General features: G+C 58.1%; 20 protein-coding genes. 11 read left to right on the top strand and 9 right to left on the bottom strand.

Annotation, left to right across the window (positions count from 1 at the left end; translation table 11 throughout):
- Window positions 1-46: 46 nt before the first annotated feature.
- The 3 genes from QGH30_05610 to QGH30_05620 are packed head-to-tail and all read right to left on the bottom strand — an operon-like array spanning window position 47 to window position 3,752.
- Complete coding sequence (locus QGH30_05610) at window positions 47-883, bottom strand: fumarylacetoacetate hydrolase family protein (protein ID MDP7021811.1); 837 nt, start codon at window positions 881-883, stop codon at window positions 47-49.
- Window positions 880-2,472: a polysaccharide deacetylase family protein gene (locus QGH30_05615; protein ID MDP7021812.1), complete on the bottom strand. Its 1,593-nt coding sequence runs from the start codon at window positions 2,470-2,472 to the stop codon at window positions 880-882. Before QGH30_05615 ends, QGH30_05610 begins: the two co-directional genes overlap by 4 nt.
- Entirely contained in the window at window positions 2,469-3,752 is a 1,284-nt protein-coding gene (locus QGH30_05620; protein MDP7021813.1) for a hypothetical protein, read from the bottom strand. Before QGH30_05620 ends, QGH30_05615 begins: the two co-directional genes overlap by 4 nt.
- A 279-nt stretch (window positions 3,753-4,031) precedes the next feature.
- Between QGH30_05620 and QGH30_05625 the strand changes: the two genes are divergently transcribed.
- Window positions 4,032-4,847 carry an alpha/beta hydrolase gene (locus QGH30_05625; protein MDP7021814.1) on the top strand — a complete coding sequence of 272 codons (816 nt, stop codon included), beginning with the start codon at window positions 4,032-4,034 and terminating at the stop codon, window positions 4,845-4,847.
- Window positions 4,844-6,553 (top strand): glutamate formimidoyltransferase, encoded by a 1,710-nt coding sequence (gene ftcD / locus QGH30_05630; protein ID MDP7021815.1) that lies wholly within the window; start codon window positions 4,844-4,846, stop codon window positions 6,551-6,553. Before QGH30_05625 ends, ftcD begins: the two co-directional genes overlap by 4 nt.
- 1 nt (window position 6,554) lies before the next feature.
- On the opposite strand, the gene QGH30_05635 is transcribed toward ftcD, so the two are convergent.
- A complete protein-coding gene (locus tag QGH30_05635; GenBank protein MDP7021816.1) occupies window positions 6,555-7,712 on the bottom strand; it encodes an Ig-like domain-containing protein in 1,158 nt (385 codons plus the stop codon).
- Window positions 7,713-7,868: 156 nt separating this feature from the next.
- Between QGH30_05635 and QGH30_05640 the strand changes: the two genes are divergently transcribed.
- From QGH30_05640 to QGH30_05680, 9 genes are all read left to right on the top strand, one after another.
- Window positions 7,869-9,098, top strand: a complete 1,230-nt coding sequence (locus QGH30_05640) for a Xaa-Pro peptidase family protein (protein MDP7021817.1) — start codon at window positions 7,869-7,871, stop codon at window positions 9,096-9,098.
- Entirely contained in the window at window positions 9,095-10,387 is a 1,293-nt protein-coding gene (gene hflX / locus QGH30_05645; GenBank protein ID MDP7021818.1) for a GTPase HflX, read from the top strand. The genes QGH30_05640 and hflX overlap by 4 nt, the downstream gene beginning before the upstream one ends.
- Entirely contained in the window at window positions 10,384-10,962 is a 579-nt protein-coding gene (locus QGH30_05650; GenBank protein MDP7021819.1) for a hypothetical protein, read from the top strand. Before hflX ends, QGH30_05650 begins: the two co-directional genes overlap by 4 nt.
- The gene (locus tag QGH30_05655) at window positions 10,959-11,585 is read left to right on the top strand and encodes a UbiX family flavin prenyltransferase (protein MDP7021820.1); all 627 of its coding nucleotides are present in this window, start codon (window positions 10,959-10,961) and stop codon (window positions 11,583-11,585) included. Before QGH30_05650 ends, QGH30_05655 begins: the two co-directional genes overlap by 4 nt.
- Window positions 11,582-12,460, top strand: coding sequence for a UbiA-like polyprenyltransferase (locus tag QGH30_05660; protein ID MDP7021821.1), 879 nt, complete (start codon window positions 11,582-11,584; stop codon window positions 12,458-12,460). Before QGH30_05655 ends, QGH30_05660 begins: the two co-directional genes overlap by 4 nt.
- Before the next feature lie 78 nt (window positions 12,461-12,538).
- Window positions 12,539-13,387 (top strand): menaquinone biosynthesis protein, encoded by an 849-nt coding sequence (locus QGH30_05665; protein MDP7021822.1) that lies wholly within the window; start codon window positions 12,539-12,541, stop codon window positions 13,385-13,387.
- 1 nt (window position 13,388) lies between these two features.
- Entirely contained in the window at window positions 13,389-14,678 is a 1,290-nt protein-coding gene (locus tag QGH30_05670) for an amidohydrolase family protein (protein MDP7021823.1), read from the top strand.
- A gap of 153 nt (window positions 14,679-14,831) precedes the next feature.
- On the top strand, window positions 14,832-17,729 hold the full coding sequence (locus tag QGH30_05675; protein MDP7021824.1) for a S8 family serine peptidase: 2,898 nt from the start codon (window positions 14,832-14,834) through the stop codon (window positions 17,727-17,729).
- Between the two features lie 52 nt (window positions 17,730-17,781).
- On the top strand, window positions 17,782-18,135 hold the full coding sequence (locus QGH30_05680; protein MDP7021825.1) for a hypothetical protein: 354 nt from the start codon (window positions 17,782-17,784) through the stop codon (window positions 18,133-18,135).
- On the opposite strand, the gene QGH30_05685 is transcribed toward QGH30_05680, so the two are convergent.
- From QGH30_05685 to QGH30_05705, 5 genes are all read right to left on the bottom strand, one after another.
- The gene (locus QGH30_05685) at window positions 18,132-18,848 is read right to left on the bottom strand and encodes a DUF5715 family protein (protein MDP7021826.1); all 717 of its coding nucleotides are present in this window, start codon (window positions 18,846-18,848) and stop codon (window positions 18,132-18,134) included. The two genes, QGH30_05680 and QGH30_05685, sit on opposite strands and share 4 nt — an antisense overlap.
- A gap of 62 nt (window positions 18,849-18,910) precedes the next feature.
- Window positions 18,911-19,552 carry a hypothetical protein gene (locus QGH30_05690; protein MDP7021827.1) on the bottom strand — a complete coding sequence of 214 codons (642 nt, stop codon included), beginning with the start codon at window positions 19,550-19,552 and terminating at the stop codon, window positions 18,911-18,913.
- Complete coding sequence (locus QGH30_05695; GenBank protein MDP7021828.1) at window positions 19,552-20,457, bottom strand: hypothetical protein; 906 nt, start codon at window positions 20,455-20,457, stop codon at window positions 19,552-19,554. The genes QGH30_05690 and QGH30_05695 overlap by 1 nt, the downstream gene beginning before the upstream one ends.
- A gap of 2 nt (window positions 20,458-20,459) precedes the next feature.
- Window positions 20,460-21,119, bottom strand: coding sequence for a hypothetical protein (locus QGH30_05700; protein MDP7021829.1), 660 nt, complete (start codon window positions 21,117-21,119; stop codon window positions 20,460-20,462).
- Between the two features lie 11 nt (window positions 21,120-21,130).
- Entirely contained in the window at window positions 21,131-21,991 is an 861-nt protein-coding gene (locus tag QGH30_05705) for a hypothetical protein (protein MDP7021830.1), read from the bottom strand.
- Between the last annotated feature and the right edge of the window lie 12 nt (window positions 21,992-22,003).

The raw sequence follows: 22,003 nt of genomic DNA on the forward strand, positions 1-22,003 counted from the left end.
ACTCTTGGCTTAGAAAGCATGGGAGGTCCTTCGGGCCCTCCCATTTTTATGCGATCCGGTTTTCCAGAACTCCAATGCCCTCGATCTCAAGGCGCATGGTATCGCCGGAGCGAAGGAAAACCGGAGGGTTTCGGAAGACGCCCACGCCGCCGGGAGTTCCTGTGCTGACAATATCGCCGGGCTCCAGGGTCATGGAGCGGGAAAGATACTCGACCAGATAGTCGATTCGGAAGATCAACTGCGAAGTGTTGCTCTTTTGACGAAGCTCGCCATTGACCCGGCACTCCAGGTCAAGATTGTGGGGATCGGGAATCTCCTCGGGAGTCACGATCCAGGGCCCACAGGGAGCAAAGGTCTCAAAACCCTTGGCGCGGAGCCACTGGCGTTCAGTGCGCTGGGCCTTCCGGCCGGTGACATCGTTGAGAATCGTATAACCCAGAATGTAGTGTCCGGCCTCGGAAGCCCGAACCCTGCGCGCGCGTCTGGAAATGATAAAGGCCAGTTCCACCTCGTAGTCCACTTCCGGTTCATCCTCGGGAAGCTCCACGCTTTCCCCTTGCCCAATCAGGGCGCTCGGCATCTTCGGAAACAGCAGTGGCTTTTCCGGAATCGGTCGATTCTGTTCTTCTGCGTGATCCCGGTAGTTCAGGCCGAGGCATATGATCTTGCCGGGGTCGGGAATGGGAGGCGCCAAACGAAACTCCCCGGGATCCAGAAGCTTGTCAGGCAGGATCGCCAGCGCTTCTTCCAGCCTCCCGGCATCCAGAATCTCCCGCCAACTCAGGGGAGAACCCGGCAAGGCGGAAGAGAGATCCAGAATACCGGCATCCAGCATCAGGCCGGGGCGCTCCCGGTATCGGGGGCCAAAACTGATCAGTTTCATGGAACGCTCGTTGGTTTTTCCTGCCAGAGTTGAAGAACCCGACGGTATCGATAGCGGTAGGGCTCAATGTAGATGTACACGCTCTTCCCCGTGTCTCCGTTCAGGTCGCGAATACTGGAAGCCAGATTGGGAATCAGGGAGCGGTGGTTCAGGCTGTGGCTTCCCAGTTCCATTCCCAGATCCACCATAGCCTGAACCTCGACAGATCCCATGTATTTTTCACTGCCTGCGTCCCCGTCGAGAATCTTGGAGCCATTGAGGAAGCTGGTATAGGCAATTCCCCGCTCGGAAAAGATCAGGGCATAGGGCTCGATGTTCGCTCGAAACCCGTCGTCGGTTGAAAAAGTAAAGGCGCAGGAGTGGCCATCCCATGGCTGGGGCGAAGGGTCATCGGAGACCCAGATCAACTCTTCTGCGTCCTCCGGGATGTGGGTGCTGCGCACAAACTCGGCCACCTCTCCCAGGGGGGCGATCCAGACATCCCCGTCAGCGATCAGGGCATCCATGAGTGCCTCCAGATGCTCCGCGTCCAGAATCGGGGTTCCGGTTTGCTCGGGGTCGTCCGTGTGAGTGTAGAACTGGATCCATGTTCGGTTTTCTTTCCAGCGCGGAAGTTGCTCTTCCTCCTGGAGCCAGTCAGCGATTTCCGAAGGATCCATGGCCTGGATGGTCGAGCAGAAGAAGGTCAGGGGCATCTCGAAAAGCGAGACCCTCTCCCAACTCCGAATCCAGGGATCATCCCGATCCTCTTCGTCCCAAAGCAGGAAAGAGGCCCATGGCTCATAACCGGGCGTGCCATTGCGCGCAGCCAGATAGCCCTGGTCCCGCAGATAGTGCAGGGTGTTCCGTGTGTGATGATGGTTGGGAAAGGCCAGCACCTGGACTTCCTCTCCGGTGATGCTTTCAATGAGATCTGCGTTTTCCAGAATCTCCACACCCAGTGAATCCTGGGACAGCCCTCCATGGGTAAAGAGCGTGTCGGCCTCGAGGCCCAGAACCACGCTGTCCTCGCGGAGACACCCGGCGCTGTTCACGCTCTTCTCGGCGATCCAGTCCTCGTAGTCGTCGCCATTGAAGCCCAGCCGAAAAGCGTGGCCGCTCAGGGTGTCCATCGCCACTCCATAGGCGATGAGAGTGTCGCGCAACTCCGCGAGTGTCTCGATTCGTGGACTCAGGTGGTCACGCTTTGTGAGATACCACTCACCAAGCAGGACATAGTACACCGAGTCCCGACTGGTGTGAAAATCGAGGCTCCACTCTTCTTCCAGGGAAACTCCTTCGCGGCTTCTCCCGCCTGACAGGCTCAACTCATAGTCCAGATTCCAGGACAGGGGATTCTGCGGAAGAATGCGAAGGCGCGTATCCTCCCATTCGAAATCCAGTTGCCAGCTCCCTGACAGAGTGATCGAGGAGCAGACGCTGGACGAATCCATAGGCTCGCTGAAGAGCAGCCAGGGCTTGATGTTCACGGGAATCCGGTCGAGGGCACTGGAGGGGTAGTAGTCGAGAAGAAGGGGAACTTCCGGAAGGGGTCTCTCCACACAGGAAAAGAGAGACAGGAGGACAAGAAACAGCGCGGCTTTCTTCATTCTTCCGGCTCCCGTGGCAAGAGTTGAAAGACCTTGGCGCTGCCTTCGCTTCGAATCTCGAATCCCATGTCCCCGTTTCCGCTCGCATCATGGATCCAGCCCGCGGAATCGGGAAGCAGGTAGCGGTAATTCAAACCCCTGCTGCCGATCTCAATCCCCTGTTCCACCATGGCCTGAATGTCATCCGTGTTGAGGTAGTCGCCTGAAACCCCAATGCGCCGGGGATTCAGGAAACAGGTGTAGCTCAGTCCCCGCGAAACCATGTTGGGGGTGTACTCCAGGTGGTTTGAGCGGTAGCCGTCATCGGTCGAAAAAGTGAAGACGCAGGCTTTTCCATTCCAGGGCTGCTCGCCCCAGTTGACCGCATCCCAGCGAAGACTGTCTGGAAGAATCGGTACATGATTGCTTCTCACATACTCACTGACCTCGCCCATGGAAGCGATCCAGACATCGCCATCGGCAAGAAGCGCATCCATGAGCGCCGCCAGATGATCCCCGTCCAGAATCTGGGTGGAGGTGTATTCCGAGTTATCCGTACGCGTATAGAGGTGAACCCAGAGATTCTCCTCTTTCCAGTGTTCCAGGCGACCGGATTCGGCCAGCCAGTCATCCACCTCGTCGAGAGCCAGGCTCTGGATTTCGCTGGCCGTCAGGTTTCGGGAAAGCTCGAAGATGGAAAGATGCTCCCAGCCCTCATTGTTCCAGATCGGATCGTCCGGCCTTCCCAAAAGAAAGGCGCCCCAGGGTTCGTAATTCACGTTCCCGGTGCGGGCGGCATGGTAGCCCGCATTCCGGATGGCATGAAGGGTTCTCATGTCGTGAGCTTCATTGGGAATGGAAAAACTGCGCACATCGATTTGAAGAAGGTCCTCCAGCTCCTGGCGGCTTTGCAGAAGTTCAATCTGAAGAGAGTCGTCCTGAAGCCCCGCATGGGTGAGCAAAAGAAGGCTGTCCGCCGTGGGTTCCTCGACATGAATGTCATGGAGATAGGCGGCCTTGTTGGCCGACATCCGGTTGATCCAGTTGGTCGTGGGAATGGTCAGGCTGTCGTACTGGTTCGGGCGAAAGCCGAAGCGATATTCGAGCCCTTCGATCCTCTCCAGGGCAAGGCCATAGGTCTCAAGAGTATCGGCCAGTTCGGCGAGGGATTCAATTCTGGGAAGAAGGGACTCATCGGTACTCAGGTACCAAATTCCCCAAGGGTAGACGATCGGGGCCTCAGGGCAATCACAGGCCGACAGACCGAGGACAATCAAAAGCAGTACAGCAAGTCGGCGCATTCCACTTCTCTTTCGGTGCTGAGGGAACGGTCAAGGCAATAGTCCTCATAAGTTTACCTGTGATTGCAGGGGCGGGGCAAGACCGTGAGTACGGTTCTTTTCTTGCCGGGGGGACAGGATGCCTCAAAAGGGAGAGAGCTTTCTTTGCGCTCCTCCAGTGTTCGAAAAAACACAGGGCGGCCGGGCAATCGACAGAGCCAAAGGAACAGGATCCTCTTGATTTGCCATCGCCCAGGGTTTATCAAGGGGGACATGCGGTTTTCAGTTCTCTCTTTGCTCATGACTTTTGCAATCCTCTCCTGTGCTCCCGTAGAGCAAGTGCCTTCGGGGCTGCCGCCCATTGAGAACGATCGCCTCCCCGAAAACACCCACACGGTTCTCTTTCTCCATGGCTGGAACGGCCTTGTCCGGGACTTTCAGGAGTACTATCGGCAGTCGTCCCTTCGCCTACCCCCGCATTGCGAGTTTTATATCGTTCCGGGAATGGATCGCTTTATGGGCAGCCTGGACGAGAATCTGGATGGCGTGATCGAAGAGATCGAGAGCTTTCTTGCCGCACAAAACATTCCCTACCGGAACCTGCACCTGGTCGCCCACAGCATGGGAGGGCTGGCCGCCCGGCGCTTTGTCACCCTGCATCCGGATGCCGTGAGACAGGTCTTCATGCTGGGAACGCCCAGTGGCGGGGTGAGAGTCCTCCACGGAGTGAACCTGAAGGGCTGGTGCACGCCATCGGGAATCGCTTCCTTCAACCGCAAGAACCCCCCGAGCCCCCGCGTGAAATGGCATGTTCTGGCCGGCGACCATTACCGGTCTCCACTGGCCGGCGCATGGTGGGAGGGAACCCCCAATGACGGAATTATCGCGACCGAAAGAGTCCTTCATTTTCGCAGCCTTTGCGGGGATTCCATTTCCTGTGAAACCGAGGTGAAAGACCTGACCCACCCGGACTGGAACTGGGGTGCAAACCTTTTGCGAAGCCCGAAAGCCGTCCACTGGGTTCTGGATCGCATTCTGGAAGACCTGAATGAAACGGGGGCTTGCGCCTCTGTGGATTCTGCCCGAACTTCTGGGCAGGAAAAGGAGAACCCATGAGCCGAAAGATCATCGAGTGCGTTCCCAACTTCAGTGAGGGAAGAAGTCGCAGTATCATCCAGGGAATCGCCCAGTCCATTCGCGATTGCGAGGGAGCGACCTTGCTGGATGTTGATGCCGGGCCCGATTTCAACCGAACGGTTTACACCTTGGTCGGAGAACCGGATGCGGTGCTGGAAGCAGCCTTCCAGTGTGTGAAGAAGGGCGTGGAGTTGATCGACATGAGTCGGCAGACGGGGGAACATCCCCGACAGGGAGCGGCCGATGTGGTCCCCTTTATTCCCGTGGAAAACGCCAGCTTTGAAGACTGCGTGGAACTGAGCCACCGCCTGGGCAAGCGTCTCGGCGAGGAACTCGGCCTGCCCATCTACCTTTATGCAAAAAGTGCGCAACGCCCCGACCGGGTGCGCATGCCCGATATCCGCAAGGGACAATACGAAGCACTCGAAGAGAAAATGAAAGACCCCGACTTTGCGCCCGACTATGGACCACAGGTTTTTCTTCCGAAGAGCGGCGTGACCGTCACGGGCGCCCGACAGTTTCTCGTTGCCTACAACATCAACCTGAACACCAAGGTCAAGCGCAAGGCTCACACCATTGCTCTCGATATTCGTGAAAGCGGCCGCGCCAAGCGCGACGAGAACCGGGAAATCGTGCGGGATGAGCAGGGAATTGCAATCAAGGTTCCCGGCACTCTTCCCACCACCCAGGCTGCCGGCATGATGTACGACGCCAACACGGCCCAGGTCAGCATGAACCTCCTGGACTTCACCAAGGTGAGTCTGCACACAGCCTTTGAAGAAGTGAAGCGGCAAGCGGCCAAACAGGAAGGCCTTGAAGTAACCGGAAGTGAGATTGTGGGCGTAGTTCCCAAAAGAGCGCTCCTGGAGGCCGCCCACTTTCACTGCGAGGATACTGGAAAACCTCTTCCGGAAGGCGAGTGGAAGCAGATGGAACTGGCCGTGGACTATCTCGGCCTTGGCCAGCTCTACCCTTTCCGCCTCGAAGAAAATGTCATTGAGGTCATGCTGGAAAAAGGAACGGTCTCTCCCAAGGCTCTTCCCCCTGCACCTCCCGGACCCTTGATGGGTTTGGGAGCCAATGAGTTCAATGAAGTCCTCGCTTCGAGCAGCCCCGCCCCCGGCGGAGGAAGTGTCGCTGCGCTGGCCGGGTCTCTGGCCGCTGGCCTGACTGCCATGGTGTCCCGTCTTACCCGCGGCAAGAAGTACGCCGCCGTGGAAGGCACGATGGCCGACCGTTGCAAGGAAGCGGATCTGCTTCGTGAGACACTGGAAAAGAAGGTCGACGAAGACACGGACGCCTTCCACCAGGTGATGGCAGCCTTCAAGCTTCCCAGGAAGTCGGAGGAAGAAATCGCCGCACGCGAGGAAGCGATTCAGGAAGCCACCAAGGGGGCAACCCAGGTTCCGCTATCGGTCATGGAACTCTGTCTTGAGGCCCTTCGCTTCTGCGAATACACGGCTGAGCATGGAAACGTGAACAGTGCCAGTGACTCGGGCGTGGGGGCGCTGATGGCTTATGCGGGTCTGCGCGGCGCTCACCTGAATGTAAAGATCAATCTGGCCGACATTAGCGACCGTGACTTCTGTTCGGAAATCGCCGGGAAAGCGGAAGTCCTGGAAATAGAAGCGGCCGCAGTTCACGCAAGAGCGCTGGCCGCGGCCGAAAAACACATCGGAGCCTGAGCTAGTAGTTGGAAAGCTCCAGCCAGAGAATTCCGAAACGGATGTCCTCAAAGTTGTAGACGCTTCCCGCTTCGCTCCACTCCAGAATACTCCAGTTGCCGTCTTCGCGAAGGAAGTCCGCGGAGGCCCAGCCGACATACACCTGGGTGCTGCTTCCCCAGTTCACAGTGATTGTGTAGTCAACACGACTGAGTTCCGCCGTTCCCGCTTCTTCATCAAGGGACAGGGCTTCGGCATCAAAGCTGAAGTCAAAGACGGTGGACACTGACTCGTCGTTCAGTGTAAAGACCAGATCGCTCGCACGGGTCTTGGTAAAGTCGTTGAAGAAACCATACTTGCCTTGGTCACGAGCCTCTTCCTTGTCCTCAAAATTGGGAATAAAGAGGAAGTCCTCGTGAAGGCTGTCTTCATAGCCACTAAGAACCTTCCACTCAATACCCAGTGCCATGTTCTCCAGCACAGACTCCGGGGAGTCGGGAGAAAGCAGGGGAATATCCCGGGGCATGAAACTCCAGAAATTGCTCCAGGAGCTCCAGAGTTCATGGACATTCTGTCCGCGCACCCTCCAGTAGTAGAAGGACTCCGCAGCCAAGCCCTCCGCGGGCAGTTCGGACTCCGGGACACTGAGGTCGATCAGGATATTGGAGAAGTCATCGCTGTCGGCAATCTGAATCTGGTAAACCAGAGCGTCGGGAAGCGGTTCCCAGTCACAGGCCACCCGGGTGTTGTCGACAAAGTAGCCGTCGGTCGGTCCGCTCGGAGTGGGAGCGATGCAGGCATCGGGAAGCAGAATCACGGGAACACTCCCGGAGGTTTTGCTATTCCCGGAAGCATCTTCTGCCACAACACTGAGGCTCAGGGTTACCGCATCAAGCTCATTGGCCCAGTAGCCAAGATGCCAGAGAAAAGACCAGCCCTCTTCCTCACTGTTGTCTTCGCCGATCTTGAGTTCGTCTACATAAAAGGAGACCCGCTCCACCCCTTCATTGTCCGTGGCATCCACCTTAATCAGAAACGAAGTACCCAGAATGTTATTGTTAACGAGATTGGAGATCGCTACCTGCGGGGCAGTCGTATCCGGGCTGACGGGCCCCTCTTTTTCTCCGCAGGCCAGCAACAGTAATATCGCCGTCAGGGCCAGAAGGGTCTTCTTCGGCACGCTCTTTCCTCCTTGATAACCGATCTTCGGTTTTGGGGGATCGGAATGGGACAGACGCCTGTAGTATAGGAATTGAGAGGGTGAAGTCAATCCACCGTTGAGTTTCTGTCCCCGGAGCGGTAGTTTACCCTATCTACCCTGATCCCCGAGGTTTCTATGAACAAGGCAATGCAAGGTCGCATCGACGCACTAATGAAAGAACGGAATGTCGATGTTCTGCTTCTCACGGGCAATTCGGATGAGCATCCGGGTTTCTGGTACCTTTGCGGCGGGCACAAGTTTGAAGCCGCCATGCTGGTCTGGAAGCGGGGAGGCAAGAAGCTTCTCATTGTTGGCGACATGGAGCGAGATGGGGCAAAGGAGAGCGGACTGGACTGGATTCCCCGCTCGAAGACCCCCGCAAGCAAGCTGGCACAATCGAAAAACCCGAAAGTGGCCCTGCTTTCCTGGCTCCTTCGCAAGGTGAGGGCAAAGGGGCGGGTGGCTCTTTACGGGGCAACGGGACTGGAAGACACGGCCTGGCTGGGAACCCTGAAACGAGAGCTCAAGAAACAGGGCTGTGTTCTGGTTTCCGAGTCTGTCCCGCTTCTTCGCGAGGCTCGCAGAGTCAAGAGCGAGGAAGAGGTCGAAAAGATCCGCGAGGCCGGAGTGGGAACCCGGGAAGCCTTTGATTCGCTTCAGAGGGCGATCTCCCGCTGCCATGCCCACAGACGGACTCTCTATACCGCACGAGGCGAGGCGCTTACAATCGGTGACTTGAAACAGGAAGTCAATTTGGCGCTGGCCCGACGCGGCCTGGTCAATATCTATGGCAGCATTGTGGCCCAAGGCGAGGAAGGGGGCGTTCCCCACAACTCCGGGACCAACTCCCGGAAGGTCAAAACCGGGCTTCCGATTGTCTGCGATATCTTTCCGAAGGACCCCCGAAGCGGCTATTACTTCGACATGTCCCGCACCTTTGTCCCCGGCAAGGCGAGTGCCGCACAGAAAAAGGCCTACGAGGATGTCCGGCAGGCTGCGGTTCTGGGTTTTGAAGCCTGGGAACCGGGGATTTCCTTCCGCCTGCTTCATCGCAGGGTGCAAAACTTCCTGGAAGAAAAGGGCTATGAGACCCTTCACAGCCATCCCGGAACCCAGGTGGGCTTCTGTCACGGACTCGGGCACGGCCTGGGCCTGGAGGTTCACGAAGATCCCTTTATCCGGGGAGATGAGCCACTTGTCAGCGGCGAGGTCATCACGATTGAACCCGGGGTTTATTACCCGGAGCGGAAACTGGGAATCCGCATTGAGGATGTCGCCCTGGTGACGGATGCGGGACTTGAAAACCTGACCAATTACCCGACCCGGCTCGAGGTTCCTCTTCGCGGGAAGGCACGCAGCAAATGAGCAAGGACGACTTTTTTTATCCCGGAAACCATCCCTCCAGGGAGAGAGCCATTCTGGTGGGCTCTGTCCTGAGTGGTCAGGAGAGGGAAGAGGAAGAAGACAATCTTCGGGAGCTGGCCATGCTGGCTTCTACCGCAGGGGCCAAGGTGCTGGGCTCCATGATCCAGAGTCGGCGAGCCCCGGATGTTTCCACCTTTATTGGCCGGGGTAAACTGGAGGAACTGAAGGAACTTTGCGAAGAGAGGGAAGTGAATCTCATTCTCTTCGACCACGACCTCAGCCCCATCCAGGCCCGGAACATCGAGACCTTCACCGGAATCAATGTCGCCGACCGCACGGAACTGATTCTCGACATCTTCGCCAAGCGGGCGAGAAGTCGTCAGGCTCACCTGCAGGTGGAACTGGCACAGTTGGAGTACCTTCGCCCCCGACTGCGACGGATGTGGGAACACCTTGGTCGGCAGGCCGGAGGAATCGGCTCCCGGGGGCCCGGAGAAACCCAGTTGGAAGTGGATCGCCGGCGCTTGTCCGAAAAAGTCTCCCGGCTTCGCGACGAACTGGAACACCTGCACCGGGTCAGCGAAACCAAGGCGGGGCGTCGGCGGGAAAATTCCTTCACGGTGGCCCTTGTGGGATACACGAATGTCGGGAAAAGCACCATCATGCGGGCGATGACCGGGAGTGATGTTTTCATTGAAGACGCACTCTTTGCAACCCTCGACGCAACAACGCGCCGACTGAAGCTTGACGAGGACAGCGAAGTTCTGCTCACGGACACGATCGGCTTTATCCGCAAACTGCCACACCACCTGATCGAGAGCTTCAAGGCTACCCTGTCCGAACTGAAGACAGCGGACCTTCTTCTTCATGTCGCCGATCTGTCCAGCCCGGTTTTGTCCCGGCAGATTGAGGCCGTCGACGAGGTGCTCGGGGAAATGGATGTCGATCCCGCCTCTGCCCTACGGGTCTTCAACAAGGCCGACGAAGCGGAAACAGGAATGGAACGCTGGGCGGAAAGACACTGGCCGGGAAGTATTGTTGTCAGTGCCCTGGAAAACCGGGGGCTCGACGAACTGCGTTTCGCGATTCTGGAACGAAGGCGGGAAAACTACGAGGATGCGGTTCTTCGTGTTCCCGTTGGACAGGAAAAACTGGCCTCGATGATTTACCGGGACAGCGAAGTTCTGAATGTGAGCTATGATGAACATGGAGCGCTCTACCATGTGCGCGCTCCCCGAGAAACCCTGTCTCGCATGGAAGATGCGGGCATCTCCAGGAGAGAGTCATGAGAACGATGACATGCCTGATTCTGTTTCTCCCCCTGCTTGCTTTGGCCAATCCGGCCGTCACCCTCTGGGAAGACGGAGAAGCGGAGGTAGTTCTCGGTGCCTACTTCGATGAGGGGGGAACCGACAGCACCCTTTCCGAACTCAAGTCCGACACTCTCACCGTCTACCTGGTGATGTGGAACGGGAGTTTGCGAGGGGAAGGCCCGATCAATGCCCTGGAATACCGGGTGGAGCTTCCCGAGGGATTGCTTCTTCTGAAGGACGAACTTCCCGAGTACAGTAAAATTGCGATTGGCGACGCTCTTGATGGAATGGCCCAGACGATTGTCCCTGCAAGGAAGGGCGACGGGCTTCTCATCAACACGCTGCATCTTCGTCGCACGGCAGAGCTTCCCGGTGATGCAATAATCCGGATCGTGGCGCCCGAACTGCCCGCACTCCTTCAGTATGTCTCGCTCCGGGTTCCTGAAAACTTTCGTTCCGTGGAAAAACACCGCATGCTCGGAGGCAGTGCCGTGATCAATCCCCTGCTGAGCAAAGCGGAAGAAACGTGGAAACCCGTGAGGAGCGAATAGTGGCAGAGCGCATCATCCTGGCGATGACCGGAGCCTCTGCGACTCCCTATGCCTTTCGCCTGCTGGAGTGTCTCCACGAGCACAGGATCGGCGTGGAGCTCATGCTCAGCGAGACGGTGGACGAGCTTTGCCTTGCCGAGAGCGGATCTTCCTTTGACGAATCCCTGTCTGCTATCTACGGAGCTTCCCCGGCAGAAGGGCATTGTCTGGGAGAGGCCATAGACGGAGGGCCACTTCTGCGACGGCATGGACCCCGGGACTTTCAGGCGGCGGCGGCCAGCGGAAGCGGGCGAATGCTGCCCATGCTGGTTCTTCCCTGCTCCACTGGCACCCTGGGGCGCATTGCCTCGGGGGTCAGCGACACCCTGATCACCCGCTCAGCCGATGTCTGCCTGAAAGAAAACCGGCCCCTGATTCTGGTCACCCGGGAAACCCCGCTCAGTGACATTCATCTGGAAAACATGCTCCGCCTGCGCCGCGCCGGCGCCGTGATCCTCCCCGCTTCTCCGGGTTTCTACCAGCGTCCGAAGTCTCTCGGGGACCTTCTGGATTTTCTGGTCCAGAGGATTCTGGATCATCTGGACATTGACATCCGTGTCGCACCTCGCTGGGGGGAAGAATGAGGGTCTTTCTCCGCAAACTTGCCCTCGTGCTGGAGATGATCAAGTTCGCGCACACGCTCTTCGCCCTCCCCTTTGCCCTGCTGGCAATGATGTTGGCCAGCCGCAACTCCACGCCTCCCGGTTTTCCTGGCTGGAGGATTCTCTTTCTGGTTCTGCTCTGCATGGTCGCCGCCCGATCCGCCGCCATGGCCTACAACCGCCTGGCAGACAGGGATCTTGATGCCCAAAACCCTCGCACCGCCATGAGAGCCATCCCGGCTGGTCTACTGACTCCCAGTTGGGTAGGAGGGTTTGTGCTGGCCAGTGCTGCGCTCTTTGTCGTCGCCGCCTTTGCGCTGAACCCCTTGGCCGGCTGGCTCAGCCCCCTGGCTCTCTTCATCGTTCTCTTCTACTCCCACACGAAACGCTTCTTCCCGGGAAGCCACTTTGTGTTGGGACTTTCTCTGGCCATTGCACCGATTGGTGCCTGGATCGCGGTTCATGGGGAATTCGGAGGAGCGCCCTGGTGGCTCTCACTCGCTGTCCTGCTCTGGGTCGCCGGATTCGACATCATCTACGCCTGTCAGGACACGGACTTTGACAAGCGGGCGGGACTGCGCTCTCTCAGCGAAACTCTGGGCGACTATCAGGCCCTTCGCATTGCCGGCCAACTGCACTTTCTGATGATGCTGGCCCTCTTGCTCTTTGGCATTCGCCATCACATGGGCCTTCCCTTCTATCTGGCTCTGGTGCTATCGGCCCTTCTTCTTGCAAAGGAACACCACCTGGTTCGCGGCGGAGATCTCAGTCACATTGATCTGGCCTTCTTTCGCCTGAACAGCCTGGTGGGACTGGTGCTTTTTGCCGGCGGGGCACTGGATATTTTCCTTCACTGATTTTCCCGGGGAACTCAAGAATGATTGCGTGGTTTCAGCACTTGTCCTACTGTTCAAAGGCAGAGAGATGAGGTTCCCATGGCAAGTTTCAAAATCGGCGCAATTTCCTTTCTGAACACAAAGCCCCTGATCCGCGGGCTGGAGACCGGGGAATGCGGTGAGCATACGCTCGTCTACGACAGCCCCAGCGCTCTTGCGGACAAGCTGCGCCACGGTGAACTGGATGCGGCGCTGATTCCCAGCGTGGAGCTTTTTCGGGGAGTCGGCGAGGAGATTGTGCCCGGACTCTGCATTGCCAGTGAAGGCCCGGCGGACAGCATCCGTCTTCTCTCGAAGAAACCTCTCTCCGAACTGAACACCGTGTATGTGGACCAGGGAAGCAGAAGTAGCGTGGCCATGTTGCGCCTTCTTCTGGAAAGAAGCTATCAGGTTACCCCGGATTTCCACATCTACGAGCCGAATCCGGAAGACCCTCTTCGGGGGCCCACGGGGGATTCCGTGGATGCGGGCCTTCTTATTGGAGATACGGCCATGAAAGCCGAGGCGGGGGAGCTTCCTTTCGATGTCGATCTCGGGGACTGGTGGCAGAAGACCTTCCATCATCCCTTTGTCTACGCGGTCTGGGCACTGCGTTCCGGGAACCCGGAACTTCAGGAGATTCTGCAGGACAGCTTCCTTGCAGGACAAAAGGCCATGGATACGATCTGCGAAGAAGCCGCTCTTTCCATGGGACTGCCCCTGCAGGAAGTGAGGGACTATCTCGGCGAAAGGATCCACTTTGAACTGGATCTTCCGCGCCTGGAAGGCCTTCGACTCTTCCACCGACTCTGCCAGGAAGACCATCTCGCGCCGCTTCGTGCCAGCGTCTCCGCAATGCTGGAAAACCTGGGCGCTGCGCCTCGTGCCGTGGCGGCACCGGCTCTTTGAAATGTCCCTGCTCTTGAAACCGGAACCCGGGGAAAGCTGTCTCATTCGAGCCGGCTTTCTTTTTCCCGTCAGCGGTCCTCCGATCCGGGATGGACTACTTCTCTTTCGCGATGGCCACATTCTGGAAGTTGCTCCCGCATCCGAGGGTGTCTCCCTGAAAGCGGATCGGGTGTTCGAGTTTCCCGATGCAAGCCTGATCCCCGGCCTGGTGAATGCTCACGCGCACCTGGAGCTGAGCTACTTCCGGGGACTGCAGTCGCCGTCCCGGGATTTCACGGAATGGATTGCCGGGCTTCGCGCGAAACAGACCTGGGGAAACCGGGAGTTCGAGCTATCCACTCGGGCAGGGCGCAGGGAGTGCATCCGGGGTGGCTGCACCACGATCGGGGACATCCTCAGCGTCGAGGGAGAAACTGGTGCCAAGGCCGCCCATCAAAGCTGCGAGCAACCCCTTCGCGTAAGAGCCTATCAGGAGTTCCTCGGCTGGGGGCCGCGGGGTCTCGAAGCAGCCCGGGCCCGCAGGCCACTGGAGGAAGGCCCGGACTTCTTCCCGGCCTACAGTGCCCACGCGCCCTACTCCACGCATCGGGATCTCTACGAGTTCTGTCTGGACCGGGGACTTCCCTTCTCCACGCATGGAGCCGAGACCTGTTTTGAGGAAGAGTACATGCTGGAAGGAAGCGGTCCCTTTGCCGAGTTTCAAAAGAGACTGGGCTGGAAGAGCGTAGGTCGACCCTGGGATCCCGAAGAGCCCCGGAGCCTTGCGGCCTGGCTCGCAGAGCGACCCGGCGACTCGGCTCTTCAATTCGTTCACGGCACCTGGCTCCGGGAAGAAGACGATGCCGCCCTTCTCAAGGCAGGCGCCACGGTCGTCTACTGTCCCGGCTCCGTGGCCTGGTTCCACGAAGGCAAAGATCCCCATCCGCTTCGACGACTTCTCGATGGCGGAATCCCGGTGGCCCTGGGAACGGACTCTCTGGCCAGTTCCCCGAGCCTGAACATGCCTGAAACCTGCACCCTGGCCTATCGCGCCCACCCGGATCTGGAACCGGAGGAGATTCTGCACATGGCCACTCTTGCTGGCGCAAGAAGCCTGGATTTCCGGGATTGCGGAGTTCTGGCTCCCGGGTCTCCTGCCGATTTTCTCCTGATGGAAAGCCCGGGACTGCGCCCCAAAAGACCTCGGGAAGCCATCGAAGAGGCTCTCCTGTCCGGCTATCGGGTGCCCAATCTCCACGCATTTCAAGGCCAAGTCCACGCATTTGCGGAACTGGCGCCCCTTCAGGCATGAAATCCCATTCAGGCTTTGAGTTCAGCTTATTGAATCTGCTATACTTAAGGCTGAGAAAGGGCGCGCAGACCACTCCACGGATCCCCTTGAACCCCAACGATCTTCAGGGTTAATCCGGTGCCGCCCTCCCTTACCCACCCAAAGGAGAGCCTGATGACCTTTGCCCGGAGTTTTTTCACCCCCATTCTTCTGCTCGCCCTGCTCATGGTTCCGGCGCTGGCGGGAGAATTCCATCCCGGACTGCAACTCCAACTGGATGCCACTGCGGCCGATGAAACCCTCAGTGTCATTGTCATGATGGAGGAGCAGGCCCCCATAGCCGAGATGAACGAGCAGTTGAAGCGGGAAAGAGCCACGATGGCTCGAAGACACCGGGAAGTAATCATTGCGCTTCAGGATGCTTCTTCCAGCCAGAGAAGTCTGCTGCAGTGGCTCGATAGCCCCGATCGTAGCGGTGAGATTCTGGGATATACGAGCTACTGGATCGCCAATCTTCTGGTGATTGAAGGAAGTCCCGATGCGATCCGTGAAATCGCTTCGCGGCCCGATGTCAGCTGGGTGGAGGCTAACTTCACGGTCAATCTGATTGACCCAGTGAGCGTTGTTCCGGTGGAACCAGGCATGGAGTCGGATCAGCCGCATCGCGGAACCCCTCCGGGCATTGAGGCCTGTCGCGTACCGGAAGTCTGGTACAACCTCGGAATCACGGGCGAAGGTGCGCTTATTGCCAGCCTCGACACTGGCGTCGATGGAAATCACCCGGCCCTTTCCAGCCGCTACCGCGGAACCCATGCCCCTGCCAGTGAATGCTGGCTGGATGTAATTGGAGCTGGCGGCGCTTTCCCGAGCGACGGTTACGGACACGGAACCCATACAGTGGGAACCATGTGTGGGGCGGCAGCAGACACGGTTGGCTGCGCTCCCGATGCGGAATGGATTGCCTGCAATGCCATCGACCAGGGTGTGGGAAGTGCTTTCGACAACGATGTCATCGCGGCCTTCCAGTGGTTCGCTGATCCGGACGGAGATCCCGGCACGACCGATGATGTTCCCGATGTTGTGCAGAACTCCTGGGGAATCAACGAGGGCTTCGGCGGCGGCTACCAGGACTGTGACAGCCGCTGGTGGGCGGCCATTGATGCTGCAGAAGCGGCGGGCGTGGTCAGTGTCTGGTCCGCTGGAAACGAGGGCCCGAGTGGAACTTCGCTTCGCTCCCCTGCCGACCGCGCCAGCACGGAGTTCAGTTCCTTCTCCGTGGGCGCCGTGGACGCCACCAATGACAACACTTTCCCCTACAACATGGCCTCCTTTTCCAGCCGCGGTCCCACGGGCTGCAATGTGACTCCGGATCTGAAGATCAAGCCGGAAATCGTTGGCCCCGGAGTGGATGTCTATTCCACCTATCCCGGCGGCGGCTACACCTACATGAGTGGAACCTCCATGTCCGGACCCCATCTCTCCGGCGTGGTGGCCCTGATGCGTAGTGCCAACCCGAATCTGGATGTGGATACGGTCAAGCTCATCCTCATGCAGACTGCCCGCGACCAGAATTCGGCCGGCGAGGACAACACTTCCGGTTGGGGAATGGTGGATGCCTATGAGGCCGTGCTGAACTCCATGTCCGGATTCGGTGAGATTGAAGGGTATGTCACCAACGAAAGCTGGGGCGATGTGCCGCTTCCCGGCGCGATCGTTCAGTTGGAGGAAACCACCTTCGCCTGGTTGACCGATGATGCCGGTTTCTATTCCGGAATGGCGGGGGCCGACACCTACATTGCCAGAGCCAGTCTGAACGGTTTTTCCGACGAATCCCGCATGGTCACCCTGGAGTCCGGGGAAGTCTCCGTGGTGGATTTTGACCTTCAGGACAATGCCGGTCCTGCGATCAGCAATGTGACCCAGGTTGGTTTTACCAACGACACAAGCGGCCCTTACACCGTGAGTGCCAGTGCAATGGACTACAGCACGGTGTCCTCCGTGAGCCTCTTCTATCGCGTGAACCACGGAAGCTGGACAGAAGTGATCATGAGCGGCGCGGGGACCTACTCCGCCGAGATCCCCGGGGCGGCAATCTACTCCCAGGTGGATTACTACATCCAGGCAGAAGACGGCCTCGGTCTCTTGAGCGTGGACCCGCCGGCGGCTCCCGTGGAGCATCACAGCTTCTACATCACGAACACCCTTCTCAGCGACGACCTTGAGGCGGGGGCCGGAAGCTGGAGCGTCAGCTCCGACGGTAGCCTGAGCTCCGGTGAGTGGGAATGGGCGGACCCCAATGGAACTACCTATAACGGTGCACCTATGGCTCCTTCCGACGACCACACACCCGCGCCGGGCATTTACTGCTTCGTCACGGACAATGGAAGCGCGGGTGGCGCGCCCGGAGACAATGATGTCGATGGTGGCTGCACAACGCTCTACAGCCCGCTTCTCTCCCTCAGCGAATACTCCATGGCCTTCGCCAGCTACTGGCGCTGGTATGCAGAGGACGGTTTCTCCACGGATGACGAGTGGGCCGTGGATCTGACGGGAGACGGTGTCAACTGGCAACGCGTGGACACGGAGACCGGGAACGCCAATAGCTGGAATCGGGTCATGGTGGACATTTCCAGCTATCTCGATCCCCTGACCGACCAGGTGCAATTCCGCTTTGTCGCCTGTGACCTGAACAATGGCGGTCTGGTGGAAGGCGGCGTCGATGACTTCGCAATCGAGGTCCTGATGGAAAACCTGACGGCCGCGCCCGGGGAGAACAACTGGCAGCAGCCCCTGAACCTGCTTCAGAGCCAGCCGAATCCCTTCCGTCCCTCGGAAGGACCGGCCAGCCTCCGCTTCAGTCTGGCTCAGTCAGGCCCCGCTGAACTCCAGATCTTCGACCTCTCGGGACGTCTGGTTCGCACCCTGTCCCGGGGACAGTTTGTTTCCGGTGAGCATCAACTCTTCTGGGATGGTCGCGACTCCCGGGGTCACTCTGTGTCGAGCGGAGTGTACTTCTACCGGCTTGAATCTGCCGGGAAGGTGGACCAGAAGAGCCTTGTGCTCCTGCGATGATCGCATCAAGGCCCGGCCGAATGGTCGGGCCTTTTTCTTTCAAGGAGGAAACATGAATCCTAACCACACGCTATGTTATTTCGAGATCCCCAGCACGGATCTGGAAGCAAGCTCCAAGTTCTACGGAGACCTCTTCGCCTGGAAGTTCTTCCCCTCGGATGAGAATTACACGGTTTTTGAAACAGAGAGTGTTGGCGGGGGAATTGAAAAGAAGGACTCGATAGGGGAATGTGCCGTCAATCTCTACATTCAGGTCGAGGACATCGAGACCTGTCGCGCAAGGGCCGGAGAATTCGGAGGAAAGACCCGGCAGGGCAAGACCGCCATTCACGATGGTGAGTACGGCTACTACGCCATGATCGAAGACCCGGTGGGCTTTGTCATGGGGATCTGGTCAAAGACCTAGGGCGCAACGGTCACATGAAAGACCGGTTGCTCCCGCTCGTAAATCACGAGAGCGCGACCCCGGGCCTGCTCGTCTGCCAGAATCTCGGCGAGCAGGCCCTTCATTTTTCTCGCCTTCCCGGGAGCCCTTCTGCGCTCCACCTCGTTCCAGAACCACTTTCTCCAGGGTAGCCATGGCTCCCCGCTTGCCGTTTCAGGCCCATAGCGTTCGTAGTGCAAATCGAAGGCAAGACCGGTGGTATGGGTGCTTCTTCGGGTGGCATTGACATTTTCCTTTTGCAATTCCTTTTGAAAACCACTCGTTCGAAGCGCGGAGGAGACCAGTAGCTTTCCGTCGGAAATGCCGATGTCGGCAAGTCGCCGGGAAAAGCGTTCTGCGATTCGCTCTGCCTCGGCAATCGCAGAAAGGCGTAGAAAAGGATAGGAAACCCTGCGAAGCCCGATGATCTCCGAGTCGATGGTTTTCAGAACACCGGACGCGAGAAGGGAGTCCAGGGTCGCCTCGTCCGGGACATCGGGGATATCGGCAACCAGTGACAGGTGAGCGGCATTCAGGTGGCGTCGAAGTTCTTTTGCGCGTTCATCCGTAAACTCCGGGAGGGAGCGGAGATCTGCCCGGGGCCAGGAGAAGACCTCCCGCCAGACAGTGGCCGCCACCCAAAGACATTCGAGCAGCAAGAGAAGAATCAGAAGCCGAAGAAGTTTCTTTGCCATTGCATGTCCCCAATGAAAAGCCCCCCGCCCATGAGGCAGGGGGCTTTTTGCTCAAGCCATCATCATCCGATTTTCAGCCACTCTCCCAGAAGGAAGACGACCCTTCCAATCAGGATCGAAATCCGGCCCATGATCGTGTAGCCGAAGGCGGCACCGAAGGAAACCATCAGGAACCAGATTCCCAGTCGACTGGCCCCGCCAAGCACTCCCTTGTGCTCGGCCGAGAAGAAGAAGTAGACGAGCACCGAGATCACTCCAATAACCATTACCAGAGTGGAAAGTCCGGCGATGACCCCCATGTCCCAGCCCGAGGCCAGAGAAACGATCGTGTCTGCCGACTGAGGGAGAACCTCTCCCTGTAGTCTCTGCATAAAGTCGATTCCCGTGTAGTAGCCCACATAGATCGCCAGGGCGAATCGGCTCACCCAGGCAATCTTCGGGATGTAGCGGGTGTAGAGAATGATCCCCAGAAACATGGGAATCAGCAGGATCCAGTTTCTCGACACCCCTTCTGCGGGCGCAAAGAGCGGCTGGATCAGGTTCGGCATGAAGGTCTGTCCGAAAGTCAGGCCCACATAGTAACCAAGACTGACTCCCGCAAAAATGCTTTCCGCAAAACGGAAAACCGGGTTGTCCTTATAGAGGAAGCTGAAAATCGCCAGCGTGCAGAAAGCACCTACCCAGATCTCAAGGATTCCAGCCATCATGCACCTCCCTTTCTGCGGCGTTCCGCGAGGAAGGCAATGTTCCCCAGAACAATGAAGATGGTAATGATCGTATAGACCACCGACTGAACATCGGAGCCTTTTCCTGCGTAGAAAACCTCGGCCGTGGTCAGCTTGTCGAGCTTCTCGTAATTCTCTCGCACCAGGGTTTCATATTCCGCGGCGCCCTTGAGACCTCCGAGAAGGGCAAACATCTGTCCGGCCCGGTAGTAGGCAAAATACTTGGGCGCACTCACCGCCGTACAACCCACCGCCACGGGAAGCCCGAACTGCGCGTTTACGAGATTCGCCCACCACTCGCCGATAATCCCCGTTGCCACGCTGAAGGCGAAGTTCAGATCCCCATAGCCATGAACTTCCCTCATCAGCTCGTACTCGTCGAGCGGAGTTCCATAGTAGTCCGTAGGGAAGACTTCGTGGATGTTCTCGTTCATCTGCTTCATGGTCGCCAGGCCACCGTCCTTGTAGCCCAGATAGATAAAATCCTTTCCATAGAACTTGCCAGGAAAGTGGGCGCTTTCCAGTACCCCGTTTTTCGGATCCAGAGGACCCACGCAACGCTCCAATTCCTCGAGACCCTCATTCACCCCGCCAATCGGATAAAGAGCCAGGGCCACAATGCGAAGGTCCCTCTGAAGCGCATGGCGAATCAGGGCGTCGGCCATGGGGTCGTTTTCCGGTGCGGTGGAAGGGCCGTAGTCAAAGGAGACCAGAATCACCTCGCCGGGATTCATCGACTCCACGCGGTCGAAGAGCTTTTGGGAAGCTTCCGAAACCCGAACCGGAAGGTTCAGGGGAAAGAGAAACGGCAAAATGGCTGCTATCCCGACCAGGAGGTAGATCCAGCGACGGTCGAGCTTCATGATGTTTTCAAGAAAACGCATGGCTACTCTCCTTTCTGCAGGCCAAGGTGGCTGCGTTCAATGCCGAGAAGAATGCGAAGCGCCATGGAGGCGGCGCCCAGGGCCGCTCCTATAATGATGCCTCGCTGTGCGGCGGCGTTGGGAACGTTCATGATCCAGTTCGTCCAGTCGCTCAGGAAGGGAAGGCCTCCCTGGGTGAGGGGATTCACTCCGAGCATGATGATCATGGCGGCGCCCAACAGAATGGCAGCATCCACATTGCGAACCCGGAAGGCGCGGAAGGCCGCCGATGCAACATAGAAAGCCAGGAGACTGAACATCGTTGCCTGCAGGGGCATAAAGATCGCCTCGACAATCCAGCGATATCCCGCCTCTCCGTCAATTCCGAAGATGCTGCCGTTGAAAGCATCCGCCAGGCCAAAGACCGCCGACACCACCAGAGCCAGCAGAAGCCAGGTGGCATTCACCCAGCCTTTCGACTTGTTCGAGATCTTCTTCAGGTTCATCTGGAAGACATTCACGATTCCCAGAAGTAGTGCAAAGCCGGCAATGATCAGCATCCACTGTTCCAGAGTGTCGGTGGCGATTTTCAGGCCATCCTGGGGTGTGGTGAAAAAGAAGGACAGGATCGGAAGGAGCCCGGCCAGAAATGTCAGTAAAATCGGAAATTGCTTTTTCAGCATGCGTCACCCCCCTATCGCCCGATAGGCCGGAGAAGGTCATGAAAGAGAGGGCTTCCTGTAAAGGTGGCCCAGAGGATTCCAATGACGATCCATGCAAGCAAGAGGCTCTTCACGATGTCCTGCCCCTTGATGCAACCCATGATCACCGGCTCCCGGGAGAGATAGGCGCTGGCGGCGTAGAGTTCTTCGCCGATCAGGGTGTAGTCGCAGGTGGTCACAAAGAAGGGCAACTGTGCCACTTCGGCGGTTCCCGCAATCTGGATCGCGCCGGTACTCTGCCCGGCTTCCGCCAGAAGCAGACTTTCGGCAAAGAAGGAACCCACCAGGAAGTTCGCGGCCGGCTTTTCACGCACCATCTTGCCCGTGACCGCCGCCGTAAAGGCAAACTGGTCGTAGGTCACATAGTTGACCACCTCTTCATTGAAGAGGTCCGGGCGGCCGGCTTCCAGATAGGCTTCCTTGACCGTTTCGCGGGCAGCCGCGTAGGTCAGGGGATCCTTGTTCGGCACTTCCAGCGGAGTTCCGTATTCAGCCGTGTGCTTTGCCACATGCTTGAGAACCGCCAGTGCGGACAAGGTCTGAACCTCACCCACCGAACCGATTCCGGGGACAAAGAGCACCTTCTTGCCAAGCTCGGTAGCACGACCGATGGCCTCTTCCACGGCATTTAGTCCGGCAATGCGCCGGATGTAGAGTTTTCTTCCCCCTCGGGCCATTTGGATGCTGACCAGAATCACCGTCGAGAACACAAGGAAGAGCATTAGTGCGTTCAGGTTCTCGTCACGAAGACCCCAGCCGACACCCTCCCGCGCCCGGGCTGACGATGCAAGAAGCATTGCCGGCAAGGCGGGGACGAGTCGGAATCCGCTCATGGATACCTCCAG

The organism is Candidatus Krumholzibacteriia bacterium (assembly GCA_030748535.1).
Classification (GTDB): domain Bacteria; phylum Krumholzibacteriota; class Krumholzibacteriia; order JACNKJ01; family JACNKJ01; genus JASMLU01.

Excerpts from the sequence above, each read along its gene's own strand:
- QGH30_05640 (MDP7021817.1), top strand. The coding sequence starts at position 7,869 with ATGAACAAGGCAATGCAAGGTCGCATCGACGCACTAATGAAAGAACGG.
- QGH30_05620 (MDP7021813.1), bottom strand. The coding sequence starts at position 3,752 with ATGCGCCGACTTGCTGTACTGCTTTTGATTGTCCTCGGTCTGTCGGCC.
- QGH30_05695 (MDP7021828.1), bottom strand. The coding sequence starts at position 20,457 with ATGCGTTTTCTTGAAAACATCATGAAGCTCGACCGTCGCTGGATCTAC.
- QGH30_05610 (MDP7021811.1), bottom strand. The coding sequence starts at position 883 with ATGAAACTGATCAGTTTTGGCCCCCGATACCGGGAGCGCCCCGGCCTG.
- QGH30_05690 (MDP7021827.1), bottom strand. The coding sequence starts at position 19,552 with ATGGCTGGAATCCTTGAGATCTGGGTAGGTGCTTTCTGCACGCTGGCG.
- QGH30_05675 (MDP7021824.1), top strand. The coding sequence starts at position 14,832 with ATGACCTTTGCCCGGAGTTTTTTCACCCCCATTCTTCTGCTCGCCCTG.
- QGH30_05700 (MDP7021829.1), bottom strand. The coding sequence starts at position 21,119 with ATGCTGAAAAAGCAATTTCCGATTTTACTGACATTTCTGGCCGGGCTC.
- QGH30_05670 (MDP7021823.1), top strand. The coding sequence starts at position 13,389 with ATGTCCCTGCTCTTGAAACCGGAACCCGGGGAAAGCTGTCTCATTCGA.
- QGH30_05665 (MDP7021822.1), top strand. The coding sequence starts at position 12,539 with ATGGCAAGTTTCAAAATCGGCGCAATTTCCTTTCTGAACACAAAGCCC.
- QGH30_05625 (MDP7021814.1), top strand. The coding sequence starts at position 4,032 with ATGACTTTTGCAATCCTCTCCTGTGCTCCCGTAGAGCAAGTGCCTTCG.
- QGH30_05680 (MDP7021825.1), top strand. The coding sequence starts at position 17,782 with ATGAATCCTAACCACACGCTATGTTATTTCGAGATCCCCAGCACGGAT.
- hflX (MDP7021818.1), top strand. The coding sequence starts at position 9,095 with ATGAGCAAGGACGACTTTTTTTATCCCGGAAACCATCCCTCCAGGGAG.
- QGH30_05650 (MDP7021819.1), top strand. The coding sequence starts at position 10,384 with ATGAGAACGATGACATGCCTGATTCTGTTTCTCCCCCTGCTTGCTTTG.
- QGH30_05615 (MDP7021812.1), bottom strand. The coding sequence starts at position 2,472 with ATGAAGAAAGCCGCGCTGTTTCTTGTCCTCCTGTCTCTCTTTTCCTGT.
- ftcD (MDP7021815.1), top strand. The coding sequence starts at position 4,844 with ATGAGCCGAAAGATCATCGAGTGCGTTCCCAACTTCAGTGAGGGAAGA.
- QGH30_05685 (MDP7021826.1), bottom strand. The coding sequence starts at position 18,848 with ATGGCAAAGAAACTTCTTCGGCTTCTGATTCTTCTCTTGCTGCTCGAA.
- QGH30_05660 (MDP7021821.1), top strand. The coding sequence starts at position 11,582 with ATGAGGGTCTTTCTCCGCAAACTTGCCCTCGTGCTGGAGATGATCAAG.
- QGH30_05705 (MDP7021830.1), bottom strand. The coding sequence starts at position 21,991 with ATGAGCGGATTCCGACTCGTCCCCGCCTTGCCGGCAATGCTTCTTGCA.